Here is a 24,681-nt window from a genome sequence, read left to right on the forward strand (position 1 = left end):
AAGGTTGTTCAACCCCCTATACATAAGGAGATGCTCATGGGCGAGCAGGTACACGTGAGTGACGATGTGATGCGGCAGGTCACCGATATGGCGGTGGACGCCCGTATCGCCTCCCGACGTCTGGCCAAGGCCGATACCCGATGGAAGAACCGGGCTTTGCTGGCTGTTGCTGATTCACTCGAAAAGCATTCGGCGGTGATTATCGAGCAGAATGCCCAGGATCTTGAACGGGAGCGGGAAGCCGGTATGAGCGAGGCTATGCTGGACCGCCTGCGTTTGACCGAGCACCGGGTGGTTGAGCTTGCGGACGCCCTGCGTGAGCTGGTTGCCCTGCCCGACCCGGTGGGGGAGCTGGTGCGCGGTTCAACCCTGCCGAACGGCCTGCGGATGCAGCAGGTGCGGGTGCCCCTGGGCGTGGTGGGTGCTATCTATGAGGCCCGCCCCAACGTAACGGTTGATATCGCTGGCTTAGCTATTAAGGCCGGTAACGCGGTGATGCTGCGCGGCGGTTCAGCTGCTGCCAAGAGCAACCAGGTGATTGTTCGTATTATCCGTGATGCCCTGCACGCTACCGGCCTGCCCATTGACTCGGTGCAGTCGGTGGACGAGTTTGGCCGTGAGGGCGCTGCAGCCCTGATGCTGGCTCGCGGGCATATCGATGTGCTGATTCCGAGGGGTGGTCGCAGCCTGATTCAGTCGGTGGTAAAGAACGCTAAGGTGCCGGTGATTGAGACCGGTGAGGGCAACTGCCACATCTTCCTCGACGTCACCGCTGATCCGGCAAAGTCCGCTGAGATTCTGGTCAACGCCAAGACCCAGCGGCCCGGTACCTGCAATACCGTAGAAACCCTGCTCCTGGCCGAGGGAGCGGACGCCGCCCCGGGCGTCCTTGCGGCCCTGGCTAAGGCGGGGGTAACCCTGCATGCGGACGCCGCCACCCGCGCCATCCTGCCCGAGGGCGTAGACGCGGTAGAGGCAACCGACGAGGACTGGGCCACCGAATACGGCTCCCTGGATCTGGCTGTTAAGACCGTGCCCGATGTTCGGGCGGCAATCGCCCACATTCGTGAATACTCCACCGGCCACTCCGAGGCGATTCTGACCAACGACATCGCCAACGCCGAGAAGTTTATTCGCGACGTTGACTCCGCGGCAGTGTACGTGAACGCCTCGACCCGGTTTACGGACGGCGGCCAGTTCGGCCTGGGCGCGGAGGTTGGTATCTCGACCCAGAAACTGCACGCCCGCGGCCCCATGGGCCTAGAGCAGCTCACCACCACCAAGTGGATCGTGCGCGGCGACTGGCACGCCCGCGACTAAAAGCAGAAAAATCGCACCTGCTACCGGGTAAAGTCCCGCTCATAGAGCGCGAAACCCGGTAGCATGGTAATAAACCCATACTTTGACCGCACTGGCGCGGCCACACACCGCCCAGCCTCGAAAGGTACACACACATGTTTTCATCTGTACTTGCATCAGGCGCCACCGTACTTGCCTCAGAAGAAGGTAGCCACCAGCTCGAACTGCTCGGTATGCCCACCTACTGGTTCGCCATCATCGGTTTCATCTTCTTCGGCCTGCTCTTCCTGATTACCATCTCATTCTCAGGCCGCGGCGTTGTACGCCCCGACCACGCAGCAGACCACCTCTCCCACGAAGAGACCGAGGCCCTGCGCGACTACCAGAGCAAGCACAAGCGCTAAACTTTTCTCCACCACACTTCGGCGCGGTGCCCGCACCACCCCGGTAACCGGGGGAGCGGGCCCGCGCCGAAGCCGTACATACAAAAGCGAGCAGGAGACCCGTGATTCGTCCCGCCCATGAAATCCGACGTGAGCTCGGCATCCCCGAACCCGACCCCGCCACCACCCGCGTGGGGGTCATGGGTGGCACCTTCGACCCCATCCACCACGGGCACCTGGTTGCAGCCAGCGAAGTCGCTGCCGTGCTGAGCCTCGATGAAGTAATTTTCGTGCCCACCGGCAACCCCTGGCAGAAGGCCAACAAACAGGTCACCGCCCCCGAACACCGCTACCTGATGACGGTGATTGCCACCGCTTCCAACCCCCGCTTCACCGTGAGCCGGGTCGATATTGACCGCCAGGGCCCCACCTTCACCATCGACACCCTCACCGACCTGCGAGCCGAGCGCCCCAACGACGAGCTCTTCTTTATCACCGGTGCCGACGCCATGAGCCAAATTACCACCTGGAAAGACGCCCACAAGATGTGGGACCTCGCCACTTTCGTGGCGGTCACCCGCCCCGGCCACGAACTGACCGTGCCCGAAGAAGCGCAGGGGCGCGTCCGCGTCATCGAAATCCCGGCTATGGCCATCTCATCGACCGATATCCGCGACCGGGCCCGCAATGACCTGCCTGTTTGGTACCTGGTGCCCGACGGGGTAGTGCAGTACATCAATAAATACAGCCTCTACACCGGCGACGACACCGGCACCCCGGACGGCGGCTACGTAGCTGGCCTGCCCCGGCTGAAATAAAACCAAAGACCACCTCAGCTAAGAACCTTCACCACCTGTCTGGCTTGGTAGCATTAACCACAAGAACCAGGCATCCCACTCAAGGAAACACTGTGAGCACACGACCCGATCAGGCCGCGGACGGCCAGAATGACGAGACCCCCGCCTACCTCACCGAAAGCTACGTCACCGAGGACGGGCTAGAAATCCCGCCCCCGACCCGCCCCATGGGCCCGCGCCGTCTAACCCGCTACTACGAAGAGGTCGCTGAATACCTGCGCGCCCTGCAACGGGGGGATGAAGAGCTGCCCGAGGTGCCCATGTTTATGGGTGCCATCGAGGGTGTAGAGGTAGAGCAGGACGCCGCCCGCTCCCTGGTTGATCTGTCACAGATGGGCAGCATCAGCACCGGTGAGGGCGAGAAGCTCGACGTAGATTTCGATAACACCCGCGCCACCATGGTTGAAGACCCCCTGGCCCACATTGACCAGCAGGTTCTTGGTACTGACTACTCCGAGCCGGCTGAAGCTACCGAGCAGGTAGACTTCGCCGCTGCCGCCGGCGAAATCACCGGTGAAAGTGACTTCGTGAGCGTTGGCGAGCTGCAGGTAGAAGAGGCCGAGGCTACTGAAGAAGCGGGTGACGCGGCAGCGGATGAGAGCCATGAGGCAGAAGAGCCTGAGGCCGAGGAACCCGTCGTCACCACAAACCCTGAGGCAATTGCCGCTATCATCGCTCGCGCCCAGGCCAAGGACGATGAATATAGGGCGACCCACCCCGAAGAAGAAGCCGAAGCGGAGCTAACCGAAGACTCCCAGAGTGGGCCCGTCACCGAACTCTTCACCGCCGGCCAACACACCCCGGACCTGCCCGCCCCCGTCCGCGCGGTCGACGCCCAGGGCCTTGACCTCACCGAAATCGACAGCGCCGATGTGACTGACCCAGCCGCCAGCACCCTAGCCAGTGACAGCACCGGTGCGGTAGACTCTGATAGTTCTGAAGAAACTGCCAAGGCCCCCGAAGGGTACACCTACGAGCCGCAGGCAGAAGAGGACGAAGAGACCACCGAGTCTGCACCTGAGACCCCGGCAGCGGCCCCCGGCCCCGACCAGGAAGAAGACGCTCAGCGCTTCAACTTCGCAGGCACCGTCAAACAGACGGACGAAGCCCCCTCCGGCGACCTTGCCGAAGTAGAACAAGAAGCAGCAGCAACCTACAGCCCAGAAACATCAGAGGGTCGATCCACCGGCGCAATCGTAGCCGTCGTGGGCCTCCTGCTTCTCGTGCTTGTACTGGCCACCGTGTGGTTCCTTTTCTTCAGTTAAAGATTTAGTTGAATGAGACCCCAAAAGGTTTGGGGAATGATTTGCTCGGAAAGGGCGAAATGACTGCAGCTGCAGAGTCTATTGAAGCGTTGAAGGTAGCCGCACGCGCGGCCGACGACATGCAGGGAACCAACCTGCTGGCCGTCGACGCTTCTGACATTATGGGTTTGATCGACGGCTTCCTGGTCGTCTCAGCCCACAACGAACGCCTGGTCAACGCAATTGTTGACGAGGTTGAAGATAAGCTCCGTGAAGAACTGGGCCTCAAGCCCCTGCGCCGCGAAGGCCGCGCAGAAGGCCGCTGGGTACTCCTGGACTTCGGCGACATCGTAGTGCACGTACAGCACGAAGAAGACCGCGCCTTCTACGCCCTCGACCGCCTCTGGGGCGACGCCCCCCGCATCGACCTGGGCCTAGACAGCGAAGCCGGTGCCGTCGACACCGAAGGCGCCGAAGCTGACTTCGAAATCATCACACCCGAAGCGGATTTGATGAACCAGCGCGAAGACTAGTTTCTTCTGTGAGGACGCCCCGCCCTCCTTCCCTATGTTAGGGGAGTAGGGTGGGGCGTCCTTTTGTGGACAGAGGTTGCACAGTCCATGAATATTACGTGACGCAGTTCATATGTACTGGTGGGTTCTCGATTTGCATGAGCCCTTGTGGGTGCCATAAGATAGAACAGTCGCCGCGAGAGCGGGGAATAAGTGAATAAGGGGCTATGGCGCAGTTGGTAGCGCGTCTGCATGGCATGCAGAAGGTCAGGGGTTCGAATCCCCTTAGCTCCACGGGGGTATGGCGCAGTTGGTAGCGCGTCTGCATGGCATGCAGAAGGTCAGGGGTTCGAATCCCCTTACCTCCACCACTCAGGTCTCGGTAACAGCTTGTTGCCGAGACTTTTTTGTGCCCCGAGAAAACCTGGGCCATAAGCCAGGGCAGGGGTACTAAAGAGAATAGAGCCGCCTCTGGTTCTCCCGCAGAATCGGTAGAAAGTCTACGCCGCGCTCAGCCGAAATGCCCTCGACAAGTCGGCGCAGGCGTCCGCCCACCTCTTGCGCAAAAAGCTGGGTATCGAGCGCGTCAGTAGGCTGCTCGGGCAGATCTGTCTCCAAAAGCAGGCGGTCTGCGGGCGCCTGGCGGATGTAGGCCCGTCCGCGCTTAGACTCAAGCATCTGCGGGTGAACCGAGATGCAGCCGCCCAACCTCACCAGCCGGGTCAGCTCATCGCTGGTGCCCCCAAAGCGGTGAATCACCGGCACGATGGGGGAGCCGGGTAGAGCAAGCTCCTCGAAAAGATCAAGCATGGCTGTTGTTGCACGGACGGCGTGCAGGGACAGCACATAGGGCTTCTGCTCTGTTTGCCCGGCGGCTGCCTCACTTACCATACTCAGAAGACTGCCCAGGGCCCCCAGCTGCAGGTCGGCAGGGGATACCTCCAGGCGGCGGGGCGAAAAATCTAGCCCAATTTCACCAATGAACCGGCAGCTGGCTACCTCAGCCTCAAAAACCTCCAGCTCAGCCTCAACTTGGGCTGGTGAGACCATCCACCAGGGGTGAAAACCAAGAGAGAGCAAGGGCCCAGCCGGGTCAGTTACCTGCCGAAGTTCCCGGTAAGCTGATGGCAAGAGGGTCTGGGCAATAACCTGGACGTCCTGGGTCCGCAGGGCCTGATCAAAGGCAGGCCGAAGCTGCGGGGCCAGGAAGTCATAGTGAAAATGGGTATCGAGCAGCATAGGTAGAGTTAGGCGGTGTGCCGCCCAGGAGCGTCCTGCTGGTATTCCTGCCCACCCAGGTAGGGAGGTGCCGGAATCTCTTCCATACCGGCCAGCTGACGAATCACCTTACCGGCCAACATCTGCCCCATAATCGGGGGCATGTAGCTCATCGACCCCAGAGTTTCCCCCTTAGCCTTTGCGCCCGGTGCCTTCTCCACCTTGAAGGGCAGCTCGGTGGAAAAGAGTACCTCAAGACCGTAAATCTGGCGCTTGCGGCACTCGGAGCGAATCACCTTAGACATAGAGCAGTTGTAGGTGCGGCGGATATTGGCGAACTGCAGCATGGTCGGGTCAAGACGATTCGCCGCGCCCATGGAAGCCACTAGATTCAGGCCCCGCTCAGCAGCCCACTGGTAGACAGCCAGCTTCTGGGTGATGGTGTCGATGCAGTCAATGACGTAGTTAGGGCGGGGGAACTTATCCAGGGTCTCAGCCAGGTTATCGGGGGTAAGGAAGACCCGCTCGGCGGTGACGGTGCAGTCGGGCTGGATCTCCTTAATCATGCCCTCCATGACCTCGGCCTTGACCTTGCCCAGGGTGGAGGTAAAGGCCAGGGCCTGCCGGTTGATGTTGCTTTCTTCTACGACGTCGCGGTCCAGCACAATCAGGTTACCCACACCGCCGCGGGCCAGAGCCTCAGCGCAGGCTGAACCAACGCCGCCAAGACCCAGCACCATGACGGTGGAATCCTGAAGTTTCTGCAGGCCCTCGTTCTTAAACAGTAGCTTCAACCGGGCAAAACGTTCGCTCTCAACACCCACAGGGTCTCCTCGGAAAGTCAGTGTGTCTAACCTGGTCATTATGCCACACGGGTGGGAGCAGGGTGTGTGCCTCATGGGTTGAGGTCTTGAGCAGCAGATAACCCAGTCGGTAGGATTGGGGTATGACCACCAAAATTAGTATCAGCTTAGCGGATGAAACGGTTGAGGCTCTCGACCGTTTTATCGCACAAAGGAAATTTGCTTCTCGGTCATCTGCCATTAAAGCAGCCATTGATCAGATGACATCCGTAGACCTCACTGATGAATACGCTAGAGCGCATCGGGAATGGGCAGAGTCTGGTGAAGAAGAGGTGTGGGGTCAGACTTCAGGAGACGGTCTTGTATGAGACGGGGTGACGTCTACTGGGTAGATTTTGAGCCTGCCCGAGGGAGTGAGCCCAACAAGAAAAGGCCTGCCATCATCGTGAGTAGAGATGAATCGAATACTTATGTAGCCCATCATGGTATAGGGACGCTGACGGTTGTTCCATTGACCTCTAATACTAGATTTATTGCTTCGTTTCAGGTGCTCTTGGCCCAGGACGAAACCGGCCTATCTACCGACTCAAAAGCCCAAACAGAACTTATAAGAACAGTATCTGTGGATCGTATCGGCGACTATATAGGTACCTTATCGAGAAATAAAGTTTGGGAACTAGATGAGGCTTTGAAAGTTCATTTGAATCTGTAAGTGGTCAGCTCAGGGCAGAGGTGCTGGTATTTGAAAACAGGTAATGCACGTTTCTCGGAGGAACTTTAGTGACGATTTATCACATAGCTTTGCCCGAAGACTGGGAACAAGCGCAGAAACTTAAGGTGTGGGTTCATTCGACACGTGGAGTGAGTATCAACGAGCAGGGATTCTTGCACGCTTGCGCGGATATGGATCAGGTAAAGCGAGTTTCAGACTTCATCTATGGTGACAGGCCAGATATTCTCGTCCTTGAAATCGACCCCCGTGAATTAGAGCCTGCTGGGTTCACTGTTCGATGGGAACCAGCAGACCCTTCTGATCCTAGTTCCGAGTTGTTTCCGCATGTTTATGGAGGGCACCTACCCCCGTGCCTGTTCAAAGTTTTACATCGCAAGTAGGTAATACAAGCACATCCAAAGATGGTGATACGCGAAAGTGCGTCATATCGCTGAGCGTGCACCTGCCATGTGCACGCTCAGCGATATGACGCACTTTCGTCAGATAGGCAACATAGCCTAAGACGAACCAAGGGTAAAAAGGGTGATTCAGCATCAACCACTTAGGTCTATTTGAGGCGGCATGATGCTGTTAAGATAAAAACGTACCGGGCAAATCTGCCCGGTACGTTCAAAAATCAAATAGAGGAGGTTTAGAAGTGGTAACGACACTTCTGAACCTAGTTCTGATTCTAGCTGCGCTGGTAGCGATTGTCGATAGCCTTAGTATTTGTTAGTTCTTGGGCACGGGCGGGCCCGCCAGCAGGAGTACCACGAAGAGCAGAACCACGAAGGCAAGTAGCAGGACGCTGGCCAGGGCAGGCTTGGCCAGCACCCAGGCCTGAGCTTTCTCCAGCAGGCCGGACGGCGCCGCCCCGCCAGGTGCCAGTCGCCAGCCCCCGCGCAGTAGACCCCGCTTTTCGAGGAAAAGCTCAAAGGGAACCGTCGCAAAGGGAATCACCGACAGAAGCAGACCGGCGATGCCCACGGGAGCCTTCCACTGCTGGTTCACCCAGGTAAAGACCGTCACCACGCAGTAGCTCAGAAAAACAAACCCGTGAATACCACCGGCAATGGGCACAATATTGGTCACGCCGGTACCCCGCAGAATCAGGGCCGTAATCAACAGGGCCCAGGTAATCATCTCAGCGGTAGCAAAAGTACGGAAGAGCGCCCGAGGGGTGGGCTTAGAATCTGGTCGCATGGGGCCTTTCAGAGTGAATGGAAGATAGACAGCAAAGGGTTTATCACCGCTACCTACTGTACAGGTTTACCGCAGGTGGGGGCAGGGCACTAAGCTTGGGATCATGACCCACAAAATCTTTGACATGCCCCTAGCTGAAGTATGGCCCCACTACCTGGCCAAGGTAGAGCGCAAGGGCCAGGACACCGCCCTGGTAGAGACCGTTACCTGCTGGCTGACGGGTTACAGCCCTGCTGACCTGGCCCGCCACCTTGAGGAGCGGACGTCCTTCCGTGACTTTTTCGCCTCAGCCCAGCTCAACCCCGCCGCGCACCTGATAACCGGCTCCATCTGCGGCTATACGGTGCAGGAGATTGAAGACCCCCTCATGCAGCAGATTCGCTACCTCGACAAACTCGTTGACGAGGTAGCCAAGGGCCGTCCGCTCGAAAAAATTTTACGGTCCTAACCTCTCACCTGGGTCTACTGTAGAGCCTCACTCAAAGCCACATCCAGGGCGGGCAGGCCCTGCTCGTAGGCGGCAAAGGCGGTGGCGGCATCCGCTATCTTGCCCTCGGCATCGTACATGGCTCGGCTTAGCTTGATATTGACGGCAGCTGGCACCAGCACCAGGCCGTAGTTGGGGCAGGCTAGCTCAAACTGGGCCGCCGATTTCAACCCGGCCCCAAAACCGTAGGACACCACCGCAACCGGCTTGCCCTCCCACTCGGCAAAGAGATAGTCCATGGCGTTCTTGAGTACGGCAGGCACACCCCCGTTGTACTCGGGCAGGGCCACCACAAAACCGTCAAAGCCAGACACCAGTTCAGACCAGTCGCGGGTGTGCTGGTGCTGGTAAGGAGCCCCAGATTTAGGGGAAGCTGGCTCATTGAAGTGAGGTAGGTTCTGCTCCGCTAGGTCAATGATTTCGTAGGTGTGGTTGCCCAGGGCAGCCAGACGCTCCTGGGCCCAGGCGCCCACCGCCGGGCTAATGCGGGTAGGGCGGGTAGAACCAAGAATAAGACCGCCGATACGCGCCACAATAACTCCTCTAGCTTGATTAGGGCGGTTTATCCCAGTGTAAAGGGGTGGGGCTTCTATACAGTAACGTATAACCAAACGAGCTGACCCAGGTACACAGGTCAGGGAAGAAAGAAGGCCATGACCACCATCGTCCTTTTCCATCACGCAGCGGGGCTGACGGACGGCGTCCGCGCGCTCGCTGATCGCCTGGAAGCTGCCAGGCACCTGGTTTTTACCCCTGACCTGTACGACGGGCACCGCTTCACCACCATCGAAGAAGGCATGACCCATTACCAGCAGCTTACTCATGAGAAGGTCCTGGCCCGGGCGCAGGCTGCCGTAGCACCACTCACCGGCCCCTTTGTGGTAGCAGGGGTGTCTCTGGGGGCGATGGTCGCCCAGACCCTGGCCCAGACGGACGCCCGCGCCCAGGGCCTGCTCGCCCTGGAGGGCTTCGTTGACCCTACCTACCTGCCCGGTATCCTGCCGGTTTCCTTTCCGGTAGCGATTCATGGCGGTGGCGCTGATACCTGGTTTGCTGAGGACGCTCCGGCAGCCCTCGCCTACACCACGTCGTCAGCTACAGCCAGCTGCGATTTCTACGAGGGAGCTGAGCACCTCTTCACCGATTCGACCTGGCCAACTTATTCACTGGAGCTGACTAGCCTGGTGATGGAGCGTGCCCTGGCCTGGTTAGCTGACCTGCCTGAGCATAGCCGGGAAGGCTTTAGTCTGCCCGATGCAGATACGGTGGGGGAGTACGGGGAGCCTGGGCCTCTCAGGGTGTGAATGTGATCGATAAATGGCGTGGTTCTGCGATCGCTCTGTGGCGTGCAGGCCCGACATCGCACCGAAAGCTGTCATCTTAAACGGGGTCGCGTTACACAAAGGGGCATGAGATTTTGTATCCGATCGTGCCCTGCCCCTCACACGGCTTCACGGTCGGGAGGGAACGCCACCGCCCTGATAGCTGCGACCGTCTGTTCTTGGGTTAACGAGGAAACGTCGATGTCGGTAAACGCGCGTTGGAGCCATGCCGACTGTTGAAAGACTGGGAAATTGTTCAGCCGCCATTGCAGAGCATTAGGCTCTTCGGTGTCTTCTTCTGCGCGGCGTCGGTGTTCTACCGGGTCGATGTTCAGTACCACAGGCGTGAGTCGGATTGATGGATCAAAGTCTGAAGTAATCTCCGACCAATAGTCCTCCACCGTCACAGTCTGAGGCACAACGATGATCATAGGGCTGTCTTCCGGCAACTCCCGGAGGATAGCGTTAAGCGTAGACGCCACAAGTTTCCTCCACGCGGGCCACTCCTGGAAGTCCTGGACTGGCACCACCGGCTGAAGAACAGGCCTCAAAAGAGCCCCGATCTCTTCAGGGTCCACGATCACCGCACCGGGAACTTTCTGTGCCAACAACTTCGCTGCCGTTGTCTTGCCTTAACCGAACGCACCATTGATCCATATGACGTGTGGCTGAGTCTGCTGCATGCGCGCAGTCTACCTTTCGATACCTCTGCCTCACTCGAAGTGGTCTGCTGCCACACACGAGAAGATCATGACACCACTAGTCGGAGAAACCGTTGACCAGCGCCTCGACGATGAGCAAGCCGTTGATAGTCCTCCAACCTCCGGACATGTCATCATGAGCCCATGAACAACCCGCACATGCTCCTGATCGGAGGGCGGTCCGGCGTGGGAAAGTCCACCGTGGCCTTCGCCCTCCATGGCCTACTGTCAGCACGTGGCGTCCAGCACGCCGTCATCGAGGGCGATGCTCTCGACCTCGCGTATCCGGCACCGTGGAAACAGCAGATGGCAGAGCGAAACCTCAGGGCCATATGGAACAACTACGCCGCCGACGGGTATCGCCGACTGATCTACACCAACACCGTCAGCGTTCTGGAAGCAGACAAGCTAGTCCGGGCACTGGGGAAAGATACCAAAGTAACCTCCGTGTTGCTGCAAGCATCCGATAAGACAACGGAAGAGAGACTAGGGTGCCGCGAACAAGGTGACAGCCTGAGAGACCACGTCGACAGGAGCGCACGAGCTGCCCGATTCCTTGACGCTCGATCTCCAAGCGCCGCTCACCGAATCGCCACCGACACCCTACGGCCCGACGGTATTGCCGAGAAGATCATTCAAATCCTTAAGTGGTGACCCCTACACATCTTCCTTTGTCGCAAAAACATATAAACGGCGTATGCACCCCGGCTCGAGGTGAGATCGCCTCATAAAGCTAAAGGTTTACAAGACACGCACAACGAGCATCTCAAAATCCGCGGCTCCTGCGGAAACCAACACGAAAAATGTCTTACCAACCTGTCTCACCGAAAAGTGTCCCGCCTTCTTCCATGCTGGGATTTAGTGAGGCATGATGGTGGGTATGAGACTGTTGGGCTACACCCGGGTATCCACCGTCGGTCAGGATCCGACACTTCAACACGACGCCTTGGTCACCGCCGGGGTCCAGAACCGTGATGTCTTCAGCGATGTCACCTCCGGGGCGAAGAATGCGATCGAGCGTCCCGGAATGAAGAAACTTCTCGCCTATGCCCAACCCGGTGACACGGTGGTGGTGTGGCGCATCGACCGGCTGGGCCGATCCCTGCTCGACGTACTCAACACGGTGAACCTGCTGCGCGAACGAGAGGTGAAGATTAAGTCGGTCTCTGACGGCATCGACCCGGAGACGTCCTCGGGTCGGCTGATGCTCGGGATGCTGGGGACTCTGGCTGAGTACGAACGAGAACTGATCACCGAACGCGTCAACGCCGGCATCGCCGCAGCGAAAGCCCAGGGCACCCGCTTCGGTCGACCACCTGTGGATCCAGAGGTGGTCGACCGCAAGCTCGCTATCGTCGCCGAGGAGAGAGCCAAAGGCCGTAGTGCCGAAGACGCAGCGAGCATGGTCGGCTGGTCGAGGGCAACACTGTACCGGCATCTGCAGGGTGCTAAACGACGACAGTCAGCACTGCCCGCCTGATGCGGGCACAATGACCAGGTCGTGAGGTGATGGTGATGGACGAGATGCAGCGCTGGGAGATCCTTCGCCTGCACATCGAAGACGGCATCACCCTGACCGACCTGGCACGGTCCACCGGCATCAGCACCCGCACTCTATCCCGGTGGGCTGCCCGCTACCGGGCCGACGGAATCCACGGTCTGCGCACCACCACACGATCCGATGCCGGGGCACATCGCATATCCGCGGAACTGGTCGCCTACATAGAACACCTCGGGCTCACCAGGCCACGTCCATCGATGGCCGCCCTGCACCGCCTGGTGAACTCCCGAGCACAGCAACTATCGGTGAAACCACCCAGCTACGCCACGGTGCGTGGCATCATCCAAGCGCTTGACCCGGCGATGGTCACCCTCGCTCTGGAGGGTCCGACGTCCTACCGGGATCGACACGAACTCGTCTACCGGCACCGGGCTGAACGCCCCAACGCCATCTGGCAGGCCGATCACACCCAACTCGACATTCTCATCCAGAACCCGGACGGCACGCCGACTCGCCCCTGGCTCACCATCATCATCGACGACTACTCCCGGGCAGTGTGCGGCTACATGGTCACCACCACCGCGCCCTCAGCGATGAACACCGCCCTGGCACTGCGCCAAGCTATCTGGCGGAAAACAGACCCCACTTGGGCGATGTGCGGTATTCCCGACGTCCTCTATGTCGATCACGGCTCCGACTTCACCAGTGGCCACATCACATACACCACGACAGCGCTGAAGATCCGGATCATCCATTCAACTATTGCCCGTCCGCAGGGGCGCGGCAAGATCGAGCGGTTCTTCAGCACCGTCAACACCGAACTGCTCACCACCCTGCCCGGCCACCTCGCCCCTGGCGTCCGAAACCCACACCCCGTATTGGACCTGACAAGCCTGGATACCGCTGTCGGCGAGTTCATCAGCAGCTATAACCAACGCACGCATTCTTCAATCAACACCAGCCCGAAGGCCGCGTGGATCGGACGGGGATGGATTCCCAGGATGCCAGAGAACCTGGAAGAACTCGACGGGCTCCTGCTGCGGGTCTCCACCCACCGCCGGGTGCAGCGAGACGGCATCCACTTCCAAGGACAGCGCTACCTCAGTCCGACCCTGGCACCTTTTGTCGGCCATGACGTCACCATCCGCTACGACCCGAGGGATCTCTCCGAGATCCGGGTCTACGACCACGACACGTTGCTGTGCGTCGCCGTGGATGAAGACCACCCCAACCAGCGCTACAGCCTGCCAGATATCCAGGCCGCTCGTCGACGCCGACGACGTCAACTACGTGCCGAAATCAACGAGCGCATCCCCACCCACGAGGCACGCCCAACAGACCGTGCCCCTGTGAACCCCGATGTGAACGCCGAAACGCCACGTCTGCGTGGCCGTGCGTCTCGCCTGCGGACCTACGAAGAGGACCTGTCACCATGAGCCGCGACTTCATCGTCACCAAAGAACACCGCCGCTTCGTCGAGTTCGCCAACGCCATCCGCAAAGACACCACCATCGGCATCTGCCACGGCGAGGCAGGAGTCGGCAAAACACAGTCCGCCAGACGGTACGCCCGGTACGCCCACTGGGACACCCTGGGAACGTTCATCGACGCCTGGGGGCCACGCAGTGAATCAGACCTGGCCATCTACGCGACGGCCCATCGGACCCGGACCATCTTCTACACCCCTGAGGTACAACCGAAGTACCGGACGTTGATCAAGGACATCGAGTTCTACCGGGGAAAACTCGATGCCTGCATCATGGAGCATCTGATGGCCACCTGGCAGCGAGACAGGCTCCACATGCGCAGATCCAGTGGTGAGAAGCTCACCCAACTGATCATCATTGATGAGGCAGAACGATTGCCTCCCACCGCCCTGGAGATGCTGCGCGACATCCATGATCGTGACGGTGTGGCGATCATGTTCATCGGCATGCCCGGCATTGACCAGCGCTTCCGGCACTACCCCCAGCTGTTCAGCCGGCTTGGGTTCTCTCATCGCTACCGTGCCCTGGGCAAAGACGAGCTGCTGTTCGTGCTGAACCGGCACTACAAGCGCCTAGGTAGAGAACTGGACCCGGAGGACTTCACAGATGCGCAAGCCATCGCCGCGATCGAGCGACTGACCCGCGGCAACTTCCGCGTAGTGGAGCGATTGTTCCCCCAGATCAAGCGGGTGTTGAAGATCAACGAGTTGGAGACCATCACCGACGATGTCATTGAGGCTGCTGCCAGCACCCTGGTCCTCGGGCACTGACGAGAACGTCCTGCTGTCGTCGTGGCCTCGTACAGAGGATGTCGCTTACACCGCCGCATCCAGCATTGTCATCGCGACGGGCTCGATGTCCGCGTCGGGATACGGGCTGACCACCGAGATGAACGCCCCTCGTCGGCGCTGGCGATCCAGCACCATGTGAGCGCCGAATCCGGAGGCGTAACCGTTGTGCCACACCAGGGGTCGATCGGATCTGTCTTCAACAAACCACCCCGCCGCGACAGATTTAGTGTCATCAGTGAAGCGCACTCGGAAAGCATCCTCGTAGACACAGTAATCGGCGAGAAGGGTTGACATGACCGTGGCGAAATCATGGGCGCTTCCCCTGATCCCTCCGGCCGGTCCATAGCCTTGCCCGGTCCAGGGCAGTTGGTCAGTGCCCCACACGGTGACAGCGTTGAGGTCATGCGGGAGGTTTCGCTGTGCAGGTTGCTGAGCGCGCAGGCGTGAACACCCCAGCGGTATCGTCAGCCTGTTTCGCACCAGCGTCGGGTAGTCCGCCCCGTCGGCGGCCGCTAACGCGTGGCCCAATGCTGCGGCAGCGAGGTTGGAGTAGCTGAAGCGCCCGGCATGACGGACACGCGATCGGCGAAGTTGGTTCATCAGATCGGCGAGGTTCTCGGGTTGTGGATCACCACCTGTCAGTACAGCACTGAGCGCTCGGGCTGCTGAGCGGATTCCCCCGCCGGTGGCAGGCAGTCCTGAGGTGTGGGTCAGGCAGGACTCCAAAGTCGCTTCACCGGCAGCTGTTCCGGCCAGGGGGAGGTAGTCTTCGAGCCGGTCGTGCGGTGAGATCAGCCTGGTCTGCACCATGTCGGTGTAGATCAAGCCGTTGAGGGCTTTGCTGATTGAACCGATGTGGAACGTTTTCTGCAGGTCGCACCCGATCGTGGCGATGCGAGTGCCTGCCGGGCCGACTGTGGCGAGACAGGCGGCATAGACGGGACGCTTGAGCGGCAAGGAGTTGAGTAGAAGGCCTGCCAGAGCGGTGTCACCGTCTGTCGTTGATGCGTTTGTGAGACAGGTGGGTTTCATACCTGTTCACCCTACCAGCGACGCGTCTCACGAGTGGACACTCTGAGGGCGCCACACAGCGATCAAGATGTCACGCCATTTAGCGGACAAAGTCACACTCTCAGGGATAAGCTGGTGAAAGCGCTTCTGAACGGGCAGAAAACAGCAACCTCTTCTCTTTACAGGCACTACCTAGAAGCCGGCGAAGATCTGCCAGGTGTGGGGCAGACCGAGCTGGTGATTGACTCAGCCGGTCAGCCCGTGTGCCTACTTGAAACAACCCGGGTGGAACTCGTGGAAGCTCACGATGTTACCGACGAATTTGTTCGGGCCGAGGGCGAAGGCTTTGACAGCTGGGATGAGTGGTGGAGTGCCCACCGGGATTTTTGGTCACAGGGAGATGAGGGCATGCCCGTAACTCCCAAAGACCTGGTGGTCTGCCAGTGGCTCAAACTCGTAGCCCCATAAAGGGCATGATGGCTCAAAAGAGGTCGTCGTGTGTTCCTGTTCGCAGGAAATATGCGTGAGTTTTGGTTGTTCTCCAGATTAATAGCCAGTCACCGGCATTTGCCACGTGGCATTCCTTTGCGCCTGCCCAGTTGCCTTAGCTGGTGTGTATTCGGGTAGAAGCACGATTAGATTCCTAGGTCATTAAACATGTCCTGGGCATTCTTAAATCTGCTGGTACCCTCCTTTTCCATCGCGAGCGAATCAGAAATGGCTTCCTGGGTTTCTGCGTTGGGTTGGGGATATTCCAGGGTGAGCGGTATGCGCTGCTCGCGTACTACCTGGCGGTAGAAGGCACGGGTGATGGACGATAGGTCTAACCCAAAGTCTTCGGCAATACGGGCTGCTTCGCGCTTGGTTGCTTCGTCAACTCGCACAGTAACAGTCGATGTTGTCATACAAATACACTCCTTTGTCGTACAACCAGTCTATGCCCTCCATGCCCAGTCGGGAACCCTAGTGCCCTGAGAAGACCATGAGGACAGCCACCAGAATGAAGAGGGACCCAAAGACCCGGTTCAGGGTTTTTTGCCCTCGCTCTGAATGCGACAGCCTGGTCAGAGTCTTTGCCACCAGGGCAAACCCACCCCACATGACCACAATATCGATGGCCACCATAGTGCCCGCTAGCACCAGATACTGGGGCAGCTGCGGGGCATCAGGCCGCACAAACTGGGGCATGAAAGCCAAAATAAAAACAATGGCCTTGGGGTTAGACATATTGACCCAGAACCCCCGATTGAAAAGAGCCAAGGGGGCACCCGGCTGCAGGCGCGCACCCGGGCGGGTGCGGCGTCCTTGCCCCTGCGGAGCGGACGCACCCGCCCCGCTTTCTGCCTCGTCGCGGGCTTGCTGCGGGGTTTGAGGGCGGGCAAGAATCATGCGTAACCCGAGGTAAACCAGGTAGACAGCCCCACCGTAGCGAATCACATCGAAAAGTACCGGCGAATTAGCGACCACCACGCCCAAGCCAGCCGCCACAGTAGCGATCTGAACCACCAGGGCCAGTTGCTGCCCCATCACCGTGAAAAAGGCCTTCTTCCAGCCGTGCAGCAGGGAGGTCGTCATGGTGTTCACCGCACCTGCCCCCGGGGTTAAAGAAATCACCAGGCAGGCAGCGACGAGGGAAAGCCAAAGGGTAAGGGTCATAGCACCTCATAGTAGCGAAAAACAAAGGTGCTGAGGGGGCGGTGTTTCATAGTTATTGTCAGCGGAGACATCAAGAAGAAACACTAGTGTTTCCACCGCAGACAGTTTATTCAGCTTGTGCGTCTAAAACCTGCCGGAACCATACCTTTTCAAAAGCGCTATGCTCCTTGCTCTCTAAGGCAATCTCACACCAGTTTCTGACCTCGGCGCGGTCAAGAATTTCTGCCTGGCACAGGGCTGGTAACAGGAATCCCCGAACGGTTTGAATCGGGAGTCGGCTCTCATCGGCCTGCCGCAAGGAAAGCCCCTTCACACTTGGCCCCAGGAAAACTGCCCTAACTATCTGGCGGCACTCCAGCGGGTTCTGCACTAGCACGTCATACACCCACCCCAAGTAGAAACGACCGGTTAAGAAAACGAAGCCAGCCTCGCGTGAAGTGGGCAGAGATACGTCATAACGTCCATCAAACCACTCGGCGGCTCGGAGAATTGCTGCCCTCCTGTCATGGTTTTTAGGGGCCTTGACGTAGAGCCCGCTCCAGGCCTCAAACACCTGGGCCAGGGCGTCCGGAAAAAGCTCAGGTATCGACTCCCCAATGAACCGATGCGATAAGGGCACCTGCCGCAGCAAAGAATTCACATTAGGGAACATAACAACCTCAGCTGCGTGACGGTGCTCCTCAGTGAGCGGGCCGTACCATTTCTGGGACACTTCTCCCGGCGCACCCCTCAACACGGCTTGAGCCAATGACTTGAGCGGGGCCAACACCTGCATGCGTTCCTCAGGTTCTACACCCTGAAGATGATGCACCAGGTTTTCCGCTTGACCCCGGGCGAGAAAATCTAGGAGCTCAGACATGAACCCAGTCTACCCAGAGCCGCCCCTAGAATATATAAACATGAACACCCACCAGCAGCGCCGCGTCCTCTGGGCCCTGGCCCTCACCCAGGTCTTTGGCACTATCGGCGTAGGGGCAGCCCCCTCCATCGGCGTGCTTCTGGCTAGCGAGGTCACCCAGAACGAGGCGCTGGCAGGGATTGCCCGCACCGCCTCCACCTTCGGGGCCGCCCTCTTCGGCATACCGCTAGCCAACCTCGCAGCCCGCACCAGCCGCCGCACCGCCCTCACTACCGGCTGGGCCACCGCAAGCCTTGGCGCCACCCTGCTGGCCTTCGCCGCCTCCACCACCAGCATCACCCTGGTAGCCCTGGGCCTACTTCTGATGGGAGCAGGCTCTGCCGCCGCCCTCCAAGCCCGCTTCGCGGCAACCGACCACGCCACCGACGCCAACCGCGGCTCAGCCCTCAGTTTCATCGTCTGGGTAGGTACCATCGGCTCCGTCCTCGGCCCTAACATTGGCACCCCGGCCGCCGCGCTCGCGCCATCCCTGGGCACCAACCTTTACAGTGCAGCCTTTGCCCTGGCGGCGATCGCTATGGCCACCGCGACCCTGCTGGTTTTCACGCTCCTCCCCGGTACAGGCAAGGACGCTGCCCCCGGCCTACCCGGGGCAGGGCAGGGGGAGCGGGCGTCCGCCTCGAATAAACCCACCCTGGGCGCTAAAATCGGGGCCTTTACCCGCGAAATTGCGGGCAACCGGCAGGCTCGGGCTGCCGCCATCAGCCTGCTGTGTGCGCACATAGTGATGGTGTCGGTGATGACCATGACCCCGGTGCACATGAACCACCAGGGTGCCGGTATCGAAATCATCGGCCTGACTATCAGCCTGCACGTGCTGGGCATGTACGGGCTCTCACCCCTGATGGGGATGGGCACAGACCGGCTGGGGGAGCGCACCATGATACTCATCGGCACCGTCCTGCTCCTAGCAGCGGTAGCCCTTGGTGCCCTTGCCCCGCACCGGGCAACTGCCATGGTGGTTAGCCTAATCCTGCTCGGGGTGGGCTGGTCAGCAACCTTTGTTGCGGCCTCCGCCCTCTTTGCGGCGTCCTTGCCGGCTGAAAGCCGCACCCGGGCAGCCGGTGGCCTGGACTCTCTCACCAACCTGGGCGCGGCCACCGCTGCCCTGGCTTCGGGATTTATTATGGCAGCGACATCGTTCCCGGCCCTGGCCTGTATTTCGGCCTTGGCACTGCTGCCCTCATTCGTTCTTAACCGGTCGGTCTCTGGGCGGGGTCGGTAGCAGCGAGGGGCGGGTGATCAGCCCGCTAGCGGGTCAGTAGCTTGTGGAGCTTGCGCACCGCGATTCGACCAGCCCGGTTAGCCCCCACCGTTGATTGGCTGGGGCCGTAGCCGATGAGGTGTAGACGGGGCTGGGTGGCTACCTGGGTACCGTCCATCTGAATGGCGCCCAGCTCGTTGCGCAGATCCAGCGGGTCAAGGTGGGCGAGCGCCGGTTTAAACCCGGTAGCCCACAGGATAGTGTCAAGGTCGGTGTGGCTGCCGTCGGCCTCAATCACGCCGGTTGCGTCGATGCTGCTGAACATGGGGCGGCGGTTCAGGGCGCCGCGGGCTTTGGCGGCCCTGGCGTAGGGCGTCCACCCCAGGCCGGTGTAGCTGACGACCGACCCTGTGGGGATTCCGGCCTCAGCGTCGGCGGTGACGCGGGCTACCACGTCGCGCCCGTATTCGGTGTTGAACTCGGTGTTGCGGAAGACCGGTTCGCGGCGGGTGTACCAGAAGGTGGTGGCAACTTGCGAGATTTCCTCAAGCTGCTGCACCGCTGAGATACCGCCGCCCACAATTGCGACCCGCTGGCCGGCGAAGTCCTCGAGCTGCAGGTAGTCGCGGGTGTGAAGTTGCCGCCCCCGAAAGGACGCTTGCCCCGGGTAGGCGGGCAAAACGGGGTTATTCCAGGTTCCGGTTGCGTTAATCAGCGCGGACGCCCGCCAGATACCGTTGGTGGTGGTCAGTTCAAAGGGGGTAGCCGGGTCATTGATTCTGGTGACAGAAAGGACGTCTACCGGCCGGGCGATAGCCAGCTGTTGGGTTGCCTCGAAGTCGGCAAAATAGGCTGGTATTGTCTGTTTGCTGGGTTGGGTGAGCTCTACCTGTGGGCGGGGGAAATCGGGGAGGTCGAAGATGTTGTTGACGGTGGCCATGGTGAGCGATTCCCAGCGGTGGCGCCAGGCCCCGCCGGGACCTTCGGCAGCATCGAAAACGATATAGGTCAGTGGGGCTGTGGGGTGGGTGAGGGCGTTGGCGTAACCGCGCTGGGCTAGATGGTAGCCAGCGGATAGACCAGCCTGCCCGCCGCCGATAACGATGACGGTTGCGGAACGGACCATCTGATGCATAGGTGCTCTTACCTTTCAATCCCAATGCGGTTTTGGTATCCAGCTTAGTCTGGTTCATCCGTAGGTAGCGGGCTAGCCTGGGGTGCCCGAGAAACTAGAGTTCTAAGAATTCATCGAGCGACAAGCTAGCTATCAGCCGTGGTGTGCCACTACCGTCGGGGGCGAAGATGAGCGTCCACCCGGCGTCCGGATAAAAGCCATAGGCCTTATCAAACTTACCCTGGTGGGTAAAAAGCACCGTGTTGGTACCTGCTGGTGGGGGAGTAACGGTGCGGTTACGCAGACCCTGGAGGGATTCTTCGAGCTCCTGCTGGTCGGTGAAGTAGAGAGAGCCGGTTAGGTCACGGTTGACCTCAACCGGGGTATCCATCGCCTGGTCCGCGTGCTGGTAGACGAAGTAGTACTCGCTGGATAGCGCGGACGATACCGGAATGCCAAGTTCGCGGTACTTGGCGCCCAGCTGGTTCATGCGGTCGATGCTGGTTTCTGAGATGCGCTGACCGTCATCGATGAAACCATCAGGCGCTGCGCTTGGGCTAGCGGGTCGGGTTGCCCCGGTGTAGCGGTGAACTATAACCAGCCCACCCTCAGCTAGCTGCTGGGCGAGATTTTCGGGTGTTTCGGGGGAGGTATCCCCTAAATCGTCGCTGGTGGCGGTAACTAGCTGGGTGCCAGAAGCTGAGTTAGGAGTGCTTGGAGTGCCCGTTGCTACGGTTGCTGTAGCGTTGCTGGGCACTGGTGAGCTGGTGTTCCCTGGAGCTGCTTGGGGCGAGCTACAGGCAGCTAGGGCGAGGACGGCAACCGTTGCGAGGGCTGGTTTAATGCGGGTCATGGTCTTCTCCTTTGAAGCTGTGATGACACCAGCCTAACGCCAAAAAACTTTCAATATCAAGTATTGTGACGCTGGGTGACAGCGCTACGGATCTGACCTGCCAGGGTTTCAGCCTGAACGGTGACGACCCAGCGGGTTACAGGGCGCAGAGTTGCACCGAGCGGACGGCGGAGCCACCGAATATTCCTCGGCAGGTTAGCTTCCGGCGCTCGCAACCACCCACTGGTGACCTGAACGAGAGTTCCCGACTCCTGGGGGTTCAAAGTGACCTCAATGAGCTGGGTGTTGAACTTCGGCTGGTGGGGAAAGCCCAGCTCATAGGCAACCCGGTGGGTGCTTTGACTCTGGGACAGCTTGGTCTGCCGGATGCTGCGGGTTAGGGAATTCTGGTGAACCCGCCCAAACTTCTTCACCTGGTCAAGTTCGGTGGTGTAACCCAGCCAGACCCCGTCTGTGGGGTTAGGTTCAACGAGGTCAATTGCTGGAACCCAGCGTGCGAGCTCTTGCGGTTCCTTGATGAGGTCCCAGACTTTTTCTATCTCAACAGGGATAAACACCGTGCGGGTTGAGCTGAGGCGGCGGGGGTCGGCCTCGTCTGCTGGTGCCTGGGGTGCGTCTGAAAGGGTAGAAGTGCCAAGTTTTTTCAGGCTCTGACGGATCGTTTCGGCGGTCAGTCCGCAGGCGGTCACCACTTCTTGGATGACGCCGGTGGGTTCATCTAGGAGTGCTAGGGCAAGTGCCTGCGGGGTGGGGTTTTGGTGCAAGAACTTCTGAGCTCGGTCGGTGAAAGTGAAGTCGGCTAGGCCTGGGAGGGAATGACGGGCTGGTGCCTGGTGGATACCCAGTGAAGCAAGCAGGGAATGCTCCAGCGATGAGAGGGCTGCTTCGACCCTGTGGTGGGTGAGCCCCTGCTTGCGCAGCGTGGCTCCGACGGCACCCGGGTCAAGTGTTAGGGCAATCAAGAGGTCCTGGGTATCAATGAGCGTTGAGCCTCTGGTGGATGCTGATGTTCGCGCCGCGGTGATCAGGGCAAGATAATCAGCCCAGCGTGTAGCGGTAGTCATGGTTACTAGGGTACCTTTCTGCGCGGAAGGGGAATGCTGGGATCAATGCGTTTGGCATACTTCTTGTGAACGGCCTGCCTGCTCACCCCCAGGCAGTCGGCTATTGCCTGCCAGCTCATGCCGGCCCGCAGGGCTGCTTCGACCTGCTGGTGTTCTAGGTTATCGGTGAGTGAGCGCAGGGTAGCTATGGCAAGGAGGCCTCGCCGGGGGTCTGTGGTGTCTGCTGCCTGCTGGGTTGCGTGGGGGAGCTCCATGGTGTCAACTTTAGTTGCTCAACGAAAAAGGTGTCAACCATGGTTGACACCTTTCTCAGGGCTGAGACGCAGCTCGGTACAACGCAGCGCATGCCGTACGATATAACAATCACATAACGGCATCACCCGGTGGCAAGGACGCCACCACCGCCCCACTTGCCCAGAGCAGGCAGTAGGCAGGCGACGTCCGCACCATTACCACACTGCACCAGAAAGAAACCTGCCATGACCCAGCTAGACCCACAGCCCTCCATCACCCTACGTTTTCTCGCAGCCCCCACAGACGTACTCATCGCAGGGGCAAGCGGCGTACACGGCGGACGGGTGCTCGAATGGATCGACAAAGCCGCCTACGCCTGCGCCGCAGGCTGGTCAGGCACCTACTGCGTCACCGCCTACGTCGGCCACATCCACTTCACCCGCCCCATACCCTCAGGTCACATGGTCGAGGTGCGCTCCCGTATTGTCTACACCGGCCGCTCCACTATGCACATCGTTAACGAAGTACTCTCAGCAGACCCTAGGGACGGCAACTTCACCCGCGCCTGCGACTGCCTAGTCATCTTCGTCGCCATGGGCGAAGACCGTAAACCCACACCTGTTACTCCTTATGTGCCCGTGACCGACGAGGAGAAGCGGGTGCAGCAGGCGGCGCTCTCTCGCGTGGAACTCCGCAAGGCCATTGAAGCCGAAATGACTTCTCAGACCTACACGAGCGCGTCCACCGCACCTGAAGTCACCCACCGCTTCCTGGCTAAGCCCACCGACGTGAACTGGGGCGGGAATGTGCACGGTGGCACCGCCATGGAATGGATTGACGAAGCAGCCACCAGCGTCACTATGGCCTGGAGCGGCGAGCGCACTGTCGCTGTTTACGCCGGTGGAATTCGCTTCTACCAGCCGGTGCATATCGGGGACCTGGTGGAAGTGACCGCCCGCCTGGTACGTACCGATGCGCGGTCCATGGGTGTGATGGTGCACCTGCGCGCCGGTAACCCGAGGGAACGCCACGACCAGCTACCCCTAGCTATCCATGCCTCTATGACCTACATGGCAACCGATCTTGACGGCCAGCCGCTACCGGCCCGCCCCTTCACGCCCACTACCGATGAAGATAAGGCCCTTCACGCCCACGTGGCTCGTCTGCGAGCCCTGCGCGCTGAATATGAGCCCATGCCCCTGGTGGCACCCCAGCAGGCAACCGTTAAGATGACCGACTAAAACAAAAAGGAGCCCCGCACCGTGACGGTGCGGGGCCCCTTGTCGTTGGGGGCGGCGGGGTTTATTCGATGCCGCAGTTGACGGCGTCCAGGCCCAGGTCGAACACAACCTCGTTCAGTGCAGACTCAAAGGTAGCTGCATCAGAGGCATTGACAGCGTCGATAGCGGTGGTCAGTGAAGCCCGCATCTCTTCGGTAGGAGCGTTGTCGCGAAGCTTGGTCAGCGAAGCCAGGTAACCATCTAAGGTGGTGGCATCCTGCTGGATACCATCAGAGGCAACCAGGAACTCATCGAGAGCAACACAGTAGGGGGAGGCGGGGTCAAGGGCAGCGGTGGTTGCCGCATCGGAGGCCAGGACGGACGCCTCGTCGGCAGCTGCCGATGCCTCTTCACTCACCTCTTCGGTAGCCAGGGCGCTAGCAGAGGACGAGCTTGCAACGGCAGCCGATGACTCGTAGGCAGCTGCGGACTTGGCAACCTCGTTGAGCCCAGCAAGCATGAGAATAGCGAAAATGATGCCGCTGATCAGGCTGATGAAGCCCACGACGATACCGGCAATGGCCAGGCCGCGGCCCTTCTCGCCGGTGCGCTTAATCTGGTTCAGGGCAACAAAGCCAAGCACGATACCGACGATATTCACCAGAAAACCAAAAACGAGGCTGAGAATCGCTAGGGTGTTGGTCTTCTCGGTCTGGGGGGCCTGCTGCTGGTAGGGGTTGGTGTTGTAATTGGGGGCGGGGTAGGAGGAAGGCGTCTGTTCGCTCATGTCAATCTACTCGTTTCAGGTGTGCGGTGGGGGCAGGGCCTGGGCGCCCTACTCCCAGCATTTTATCAGCGGACTGATAGAGAGGCCGGGAGCGCAGCC

The 24,681-nt window shown here is 59.8% G+C and carries 31 protein-coding genes, 2 tRNA genes and 1 pseudogene; 19 read left to right on the top strand and 15 right to left on the bottom strand.

The features are described 5' to 3' along the window. Window positions 1-36 precede the first annotated feature (36 nt). The 7 genes from ACEE43_RS02435 to ACEE43_RS02465 all read left to right on the top strand — a co-directional run bounded on the left by ACEE43_RS02435 (window position 37) and on the right by ACEE43_RS02465 (window position 4,666). Window positions 37-1,320, top strand: coding sequence for a glutamate-5-semialdehyde dehydrogenase (locus ACEE43_RS02435; RefSeq protein ID WP_449107078.1), 1,284 nt, complete (start codon window positions 37-39; stop codon window positions 1,318-1,320). 134 nt (window positions 1,321-1,454) lie between these two features. Further along, window positions 1,455-1,703, top strand: a complete 249-nt coding sequence (locus tag ACEE43_RS02440; protein WP_237205317.1) for a hypothetical protein — start codon at window positions 1,455-1,457, stop codon at window positions 1,701-1,703. 101 nt (window positions 1,704-1,804) lie between these two features. Next, entirely contained in the window at window positions 1,805-2,500 is a 696-nt protein-coding gene (gene nadD, locus ACEE43_RS02445; RefSeq protein ID WP_449107079.1) for a nicotinate-nucleotide adenylyltransferase, read from the top strand. A 92-nt stretch (window positions 2,501-2,592) separates the two neighbouring features. Then, a complete protein-coding gene (locus ACEE43_RS02450; RefSeq protein WP_449107080.1) occupies window positions 2,593-3,804 on the top strand; it encodes a hypothetical protein in 1,212 nt (403 codons plus the stop codon). 59 nt (window positions 3,805-3,863) lie between these two features. Continuing rightward, window positions 3,864-4,316, top strand: coding sequence for a ribosome silencing factor (rsfS, locus tag ACEE43_RS02455; RefSeq protein WP_135013821.1), 453 nt, complete (start codon window positions 3,864-3,866; stop codon window positions 4,314-4,316). A 200-nt stretch (window positions 4,317-4,516) separates the two neighbouring features. Next, window positions 4,517-4,589, top strand: a tRNA-Ala gene (locus tag ACEE43_RS02460). Between the two features lies 1 nt (window position 4,590). Next, window positions 4,591-4,666, top strand: a tRNA-Ala gene (locus tag ACEE43_RS02465). 79 nt (window positions 4,667-4,745) lie between these two features. On the opposite strand, the gene ACEE43_RS02470 is transcribed toward ACEE43_RS02465, so the two are convergent. Both ACEE43_RS02470 and ACEE43_RS02475 read right to left on the bottom strand, forming a co-directional pair. Beyond that, the gene (locus ACEE43_RS02470) at window positions 4,746-5,534 is read right to left on the bottom strand and encodes a TatD family hydrolase (protein ID WP_449107081.1); all 789 of its coding nucleotides are present in this window, start codon (window positions 5,532-5,534) and stop codon (window positions 4,746-4,748) included. 8 nt (window positions 5,535-5,542) lie between these two features. After that, window positions 5,543-6,337 (bottom strand): tRNA threonylcarbamoyladenosine dehydratase, encoded by a 795-nt coding sequence (locus ACEE43_RS02475; RefSeq protein ID WP_449107082.1) that lies wholly within the window; start codon window positions 6,335-6,337, stop codon window positions 5,543-5,545. A 122-nt stretch (window positions 6,338-6,459) separates the two neighbouring features. Here ACEE43_RS02475 and ACEE43_RS02480 point away from each other — a divergent pair, with 122 nt between their 5' ends. From ACEE43_RS02480 to ACEE43_RS02490, 3 genes are all read left to right on the top strand, one after another. Further along, window positions 6,460-6,684 (top strand): ribbon-helix-helix domain-containing protein, encoded by a 225-nt coding sequence (locus ACEE43_RS02480; protein ID WP_237187891.1) that lies wholly within the window; start codon window positions 6,460-6,462, stop codon window positions 6,682-6,684. After that, complete coding sequence (locus ACEE43_RS02485; RefSeq protein ID WP_185174621.1) at window positions 6,681-7,028, top strand: type II toxin-antitoxin system PemK/MazF family toxin; 348 nt, start codon at window positions 6,681-6,683, stop codon at window positions 7,026-7,028. The genes ACEE43_RS02480 and ACEE43_RS02485 overlap by 4 nt, the downstream gene beginning before the upstream one ends. Before the next feature lie 68 nt (window positions 7,029-7,096). Further along, window positions 7,097-7,429, top strand: a complete 333-nt coding sequence (locus tag ACEE43_RS02490; protein WP_449107083.1) for a DUF952 domain-containing protein — start codon at window positions 7,097-7,099, stop codon at window positions 7,427-7,429. 331 nt (window positions 7,430-7,760) lie between these two features. Here ACEE43_RS02490 and ACEE43_RS02495 read toward each other — a convergent pair whose 3' ends face one another. Further along, window positions 7,761-8,231, bottom strand: a complete 471-nt coding sequence (locus ACEE43_RS02495; protein ID WP_449107084.1) for a DUF3817 domain-containing protein — start codon at window positions 8,229-8,231, stop codon at window positions 7,761-7,763. Between the two features lie 103 nt (window positions 8,232-8,334). Here ACEE43_RS02495 and ACEE43_RS02500 point away from each other — a divergent pair, with 103 nt between their 5' ends. Further along, window positions 8,335-8,679 (top strand): DUF2200 domain-containing protein, encoded by a 345-nt coding sequence (locus ACEE43_RS02500; RefSeq protein WP_449107085.1) that lies wholly within the window; start codon window positions 8,335-8,337, stop codon window positions 8,677-8,679. 14 nt (window positions 8,680-8,693) lie between these two features. Here ACEE43_RS02500 and ACEE43_RS02505 read toward each other — a convergent pair whose 3' ends face one another. Beyond that, window positions 8,694-9,251, bottom strand: coding sequence for an NADPH-dependent FMN reductase (locus ACEE43_RS02505; RefSeq protein ID WP_449107086.1), 558 nt, complete (start codon window positions 9,249-9,251; stop codon window positions 8,694-8,696). A gap of 120 nt (window positions 9,252-9,371) precedes the next feature. Between ACEE43_RS02505 and ACEE43_RS02510 the strand changes: the two genes are divergently transcribed. Then, window positions 9,372-10,022: a dienelactone hydrolase family protein gene (locus ACEE43_RS02510; protein WP_449107087.1), complete on the top strand. Its 651-nt coding sequence runs from the start codon at window positions 9,372-9,374 to the stop codon at window positions 10,020-10,022. Window positions 10,023-10,159: 137 nt separating this feature from the next. On the opposite strand, the gene ACEE43_RS02515 is transcribed toward ACEE43_RS02510, so the two are convergent. Then, window positions 10,160-10,648 (bottom strand): hypothetical protein, encoded by a 489-nt coding sequence (locus ACEE43_RS02515; protein ID WP_449107088.1) that lies wholly within the window; start codon window positions 10,646-10,648, stop codon window positions 10,160-10,162. 252 nt (window positions 10,649-10,900) lie between these two features. Between ACEE43_RS02515 and ACEE43_RS02520 the strand changes: the two genes are divergently transcribed. The 4 genes from ACEE43_RS02520 to ACEE43_RS02535 all read left to right on the top strand — a co-directional run bounded on the left by ACEE43_RS02520 (window position 10,901) and on the right by ACEE43_RS02535 (window position 14,499). After that, window positions 10,901-11,395, top strand: a complete 495-nt coding sequence (locus ACEE43_RS02520) for an adenylyl-sulfate kinase (RefSeq protein WP_449107137.1) — start codon at window positions 10,901-10,903, stop codon at window positions 11,393-11,395. 226 nt (window positions 11,396-11,621) lie between these two features. After that, window positions 11,622-12,221 carry a recombinase family protein gene (locus ACEE43_RS02525; protein ID WP_038573372.1) on the top strand — a complete coding sequence of 200 codons (600 nt, stop codon included), beginning with the start codon at window positions 11,622-11,624 and terminating at the stop codon, window positions 12,219-12,221. A 35-nt stretch (window positions 12,222-12,256) separates the two neighbouring features. After that, window positions 12,257-13,678, top strand: coding sequence for a Mu transposase C-terminal domain-containing protein (locus ACEE43_RS02530; RefSeq protein ID WP_449107089.1), 1,422 nt, complete (start codon window positions 12,257-12,259; stop codon window positions 13,676-13,678). After that, complete coding sequence (locus ACEE43_RS02535) at window positions 13,675-14,499, top strand: AAA family ATPase (RefSeq protein ID WP_449107090.1); 825 nt, start codon at window positions 13,675-13,677, stop codon at window positions 14,497-14,499. Before ACEE43_RS02530 ends, ACEE43_RS02535 begins: the two co-directional genes overlap by 4 nt. A gap of 45 nt (window positions 14,500-14,544) precedes the next feature. Here the strand turns inward: ACEE43_RS02535 and ACEE43_RS02540 are convergent, their stop codons facing one another. After that, window positions 14,545-15,552: a serine hydrolase domain-containing protein gene (locus ACEE43_RS02540; RefSeq protein ID WP_449107091.1), complete on the bottom strand. Its 1,008-nt coding sequence runs from the start codon at window positions 15,550-15,552 to the stop codon at window positions 14,545-14,547. 33 nt (window positions 15,553-15,585) lie between these two features. On the opposite strand from ACEE43_RS02540, the gene ACEE43_RS02545 reads away from it, so the two are divergent. After that, a complete protein-coding gene (locus tag ACEE43_RS02545) occupies window positions 15,586-15,999 on the top strand; it encodes an ASCH domain-containing protein (RefSeq protein ID WP_449107092.1) in 414 nt (137 codons plus the stop codon). 13 nt (window positions 16,000-16,012) lie between these two features. Here ACEE43_RS02545 and ACEE43_RS02550 read toward each other — a convergent pair. The 4 genes and pseudogenes from ACEE43_RS02550 to ACEE43_RS02565 all read right to left on the bottom strand — a co-directional run. After that, window positions 16,013-16,123 (bottom strand): annotated as a pseudogene (locus ACEE43_RS02550) (type II toxin-antitoxin system YafQ family toxin); the annotation flags it as partial. Window positions 16,124-16,166: 43 nt separating this feature from the next. Next, window positions 16,167-16,436, bottom strand: coding sequence for a type II toxin-antitoxin system RelB/DinJ family antitoxin (locus tag ACEE43_RS02555; RefSeq protein WP_449107093.1), 270 nt, complete (start codon window positions 16,434-16,436; stop codon window positions 16,167-16,169). A 58-nt stretch (window positions 16,437-16,494) separates the two neighbouring features. After that, complete coding sequence (locus ACEE43_RS02560) at window positions 16,495-17,187, bottom strand: LysE family transporter (protein WP_449107094.1); 693 nt, start codon at window positions 17,185-17,187, stop codon at window positions 16,495-16,497. A gap of 106 nt (window positions 17,188-17,293) precedes the next feature. Then, complete coding sequence (locus ACEE43_RS02565) at window positions 17,294-18,046, bottom strand: hypothetical protein (RefSeq protein WP_449107095.1); 753 nt, start codon at window positions 18,044-18,046, stop codon at window positions 17,294-17,296. Between the two features lie 40 nt (window positions 18,047-18,086). Between ACEE43_RS02565 and ACEE43_RS02570 the strand changes: the two genes are divergently transcribed. After that, a complete protein-coding gene (locus ACEE43_RS02570) occupies window positions 18,087-19,331 on the top strand; it encodes an MFS transporter (RefSeq protein WP_449107096.1) in 1,245 nt (414 codons plus the stop codon). A 25-nt stretch (window positions 19,332-19,356) separates the two neighbouring features. On the opposite strand, the gene ACEE43_RS02575 is transcribed toward ACEE43_RS02570, so the two are convergent. From ACEE43_RS02575 to ACEE43_RS02590, 4 genes are all read right to left on the bottom strand, one after another. After that, window positions 19,357-20,445, bottom strand: a complete 1,089-nt coding sequence (locus ACEE43_RS02575; RefSeq protein WP_449107097.1) for an NAD(P)-binding domain-containing protein — start codon at window positions 20,443-20,445, stop codon at window positions 19,357-19,359. 94 nt (window positions 20,446-20,539) lie between these two features. Beyond that, window positions 20,540-21,277: a hypothetical protein gene (locus ACEE43_RS02580; protein WP_449107098.1), complete on the bottom strand. Its 738-nt coding sequence runs from the start codon at window positions 21,275-21,277 to the stop codon at window positions 20,540-20,542. A 56-nt stretch (window positions 21,278-21,333) separates the two neighbouring features. Further along, the gene (locus ACEE43_RS02585) at window positions 21,334-22,341 is read right to left on the bottom strand and encodes a Clp protease N-terminal domain-containing protein (RefSeq protein WP_449107099.1); all 1,008 of its coding nucleotides are present in this window, start codon (window positions 22,339-22,341) and stop codon (window positions 21,334-21,336) included. Window positions 22,342-22,346: 5 nt separating this feature from the next. Then, window positions 22,347-22,595, bottom strand: coding sequence for a hypothetical protein (locus ACEE43_RS02590; protein ID WP_449107100.1), 249 nt, complete (start codon window positions 22,593-22,595; stop codon window positions 22,347-22,349). 225 nt (window positions 22,596-22,820) lie between these two features. On the opposite strand from ACEE43_RS02590, the gene ACEE43_RS02595 reads away from it, so the two are divergent. Further along, on the top strand, window positions 22,821-23,816 hold the full coding sequence (locus tag ACEE43_RS02595) for an acyl-CoA thioesterase (protein ID WP_449107101.1): 996 nt from the start codon (window positions 22,821-22,823) through the stop codon (window positions 23,814-23,816). Between the two features lie 61 nt (window positions 23,817-23,877). Here the strand turns inward: ACEE43_RS02595 and ACEE43_RS02600 are convergent, their stop codons facing one another. Continuing rightward, window positions 23,878-24,582: a DUF4190 domain-containing protein gene (locus tag ACEE43_RS02600; protein ID WP_449107102.1), complete on the bottom strand. Its 705-nt coding sequence runs from the start codon at window positions 24,580-24,582 to the stop codon at window positions 23,878-23,880. Window positions 24,583-24,681: the final 99 nt, after the last annotated feature.

The organism is Rothia sp. 11254D007BW, assembly GCF_053548195.1.

Bases quoted from the DNA above. Each gene is read 5' to 3' on its own strand.
- rsfS (WP_135013821.1), top strand. From the start codon at position 3,864: ATGACTGCAGCTGCAGAGTCTATTGAAGCGTTGAAGGTAGCCGCACGC.
- ACEE43_RS02560 (WP_449107094.1), bottom strand. From the start codon at position 17,187: ATGACCCTTACCCTTTGGCTTTCCCTCGTCGCTGCCTGCCTGGTGATT.
- ACEE43_RS02525 (WP_038573372.1), top strand. From the start codon at position 11,622: ATGAGACTGTTGGGCTACACCCGGGTATCCACCGTCGGTCAGGATCCG.
- ACEE43_RS02480 (WP_237187891.1), top strand. From the start codon at position 6,460: ATGACCACCAAAATTAGTATCAGCTTAGCGGATGAAACGGTTGAGGCT.
- ACEE43_RS02570 (WP_449107096.1), top strand. From the start codon at position 18,087: ATGAACACCCACCAGCAGCGCCGCGTCCTCTGGGCCCTGGCCCTCACC.
- ACEE43_RS02530 (WP_449107089.1), top strand. From the start codon at position 12,257: ATGGACGAGATGCAGCGCTGGGAGATCCTTCGCCTGCACATCGAAGAC.
- ACEE43_RS02580 (WP_449107098.1), bottom strand. From the start codon at position 21,277: ATGACCCGCATTAAACCAGCCCTCGCAACGGTTGCCGTCCTCGCCCTA.
- ACEE43_RS02575 (WP_449107097.1), bottom strand. From the start codon at position 20,445: ATGCATCAGATGGTCCGTTCCGCAACCGTCATCGTTATCGGCGGCGGG.
- ACEE43_RS02470 (WP_449107081.1), bottom strand. From the start codon at position 5,534: ATGCTGCTCGATACCCATTTTCACTATGACTTCCTGGCCCCGCAGCTT.
- ACEE43_RS02440 (WP_237205317.1), top strand. From the start codon at position 1,455: ATGTTTTCATCTGTACTTGCATCAGGCGCCACCGTACTTGCCTCAGAA.
- ACEE43_RS02435 (WP_449107078.1), top strand. From the start codon at position 37: ATGGGCGAGCAGGTACACGTGAGTGACGATGTGATGCGGCAGGTCACC.
- ACEE43_RS02565 (WP_449107095.1), bottom strand. From the start codon at position 18,046: ATGTCTGAGCTCCTAGATTTTCTCGCCCGGGGTCAAGCGGAAAACCTG.
- ACEE43_RS02600 (WP_449107102.1), bottom strand. From the start codon at position 24,582: ATGAGCGAACAGACGCCTTCCTCCTACCCCGCCCCCAATTACAACACC.
- ACEE43_RS02595 (WP_449107101.1), top strand. From the start codon at position 22,821: ATGACCCAGCTAGACCCACAGCCCTCCATCACCCTACGTTTTCTCGCA.
- ACEE43_RS02495 (WP_449107084.1), bottom strand. From the start codon at position 8,231: ATGCGACCAGATTCTAAGCCCACCCCTCGGGCGCTCTTCCGTACTTTT.
- ACEE43_RS02535 (WP_449107090.1), top strand. From the start codon at position 13,675: ATGAGCCGCGACTTCATCGTCACCAAAGAACACCGCCGCTTCGTCGAG.
- ACEE43_RS02510 (WP_449107087.1), top strand. From the start codon at position 9,372: ATGACCACCATCGTCCTTTTCCATCACGCAGCGGGGCTGACGGACGGC.
- ACEE43_RS02520 (WP_449107137.1), top strand. From the start codon at position 10,901: ATGCTCCTGATCGGAGGGCGGTCCGGCGTGGGAAAGTCCACCGTGGCC.
- ACEE43_RS02585 (WP_449107099.1), bottom strand. From the start codon at position 22,341: ATGACTACCGCTACACGCTGGGCTGATTATCTTGCCCTGATCACCGCG.
- ACEE43_RS02485 (WP_185174621.1), top strand. From the start codon at position 6,681: ATGAGACGGGGTGACGTCTACTGGGTAGATTTTGAGCCTGCCCGAGGG.
- ACEE43_RS02500 (WP_449107085.1), top strand. From the start codon at position 8,335: ATGACCCACAAAATCTTTGACATGCCCCTAGCTGAAGTATGGCCCCAC.
- ACEE43_RS02590 (WP_449107100.1), bottom strand. From the start codon at position 22,595: ATGGAGCTCCCCCACGCAACCCAGCAGGCAGCAGACACCACAGACCCC.
- ACEE43_RS02555 (WP_449107093.1), bottom strand. From the start codon at position 16,436: ATGACAACATCGACTGTTACTGTGCGAGTTGACGAAGCAACCAAGCGC.
- ACEE43_RS02540 (WP_449107091.1), bottom strand. From the start codon at position 15,552: ATGAAACCCACCTGTCTCACAAACGCATCAACGACAGACGGTGACACC.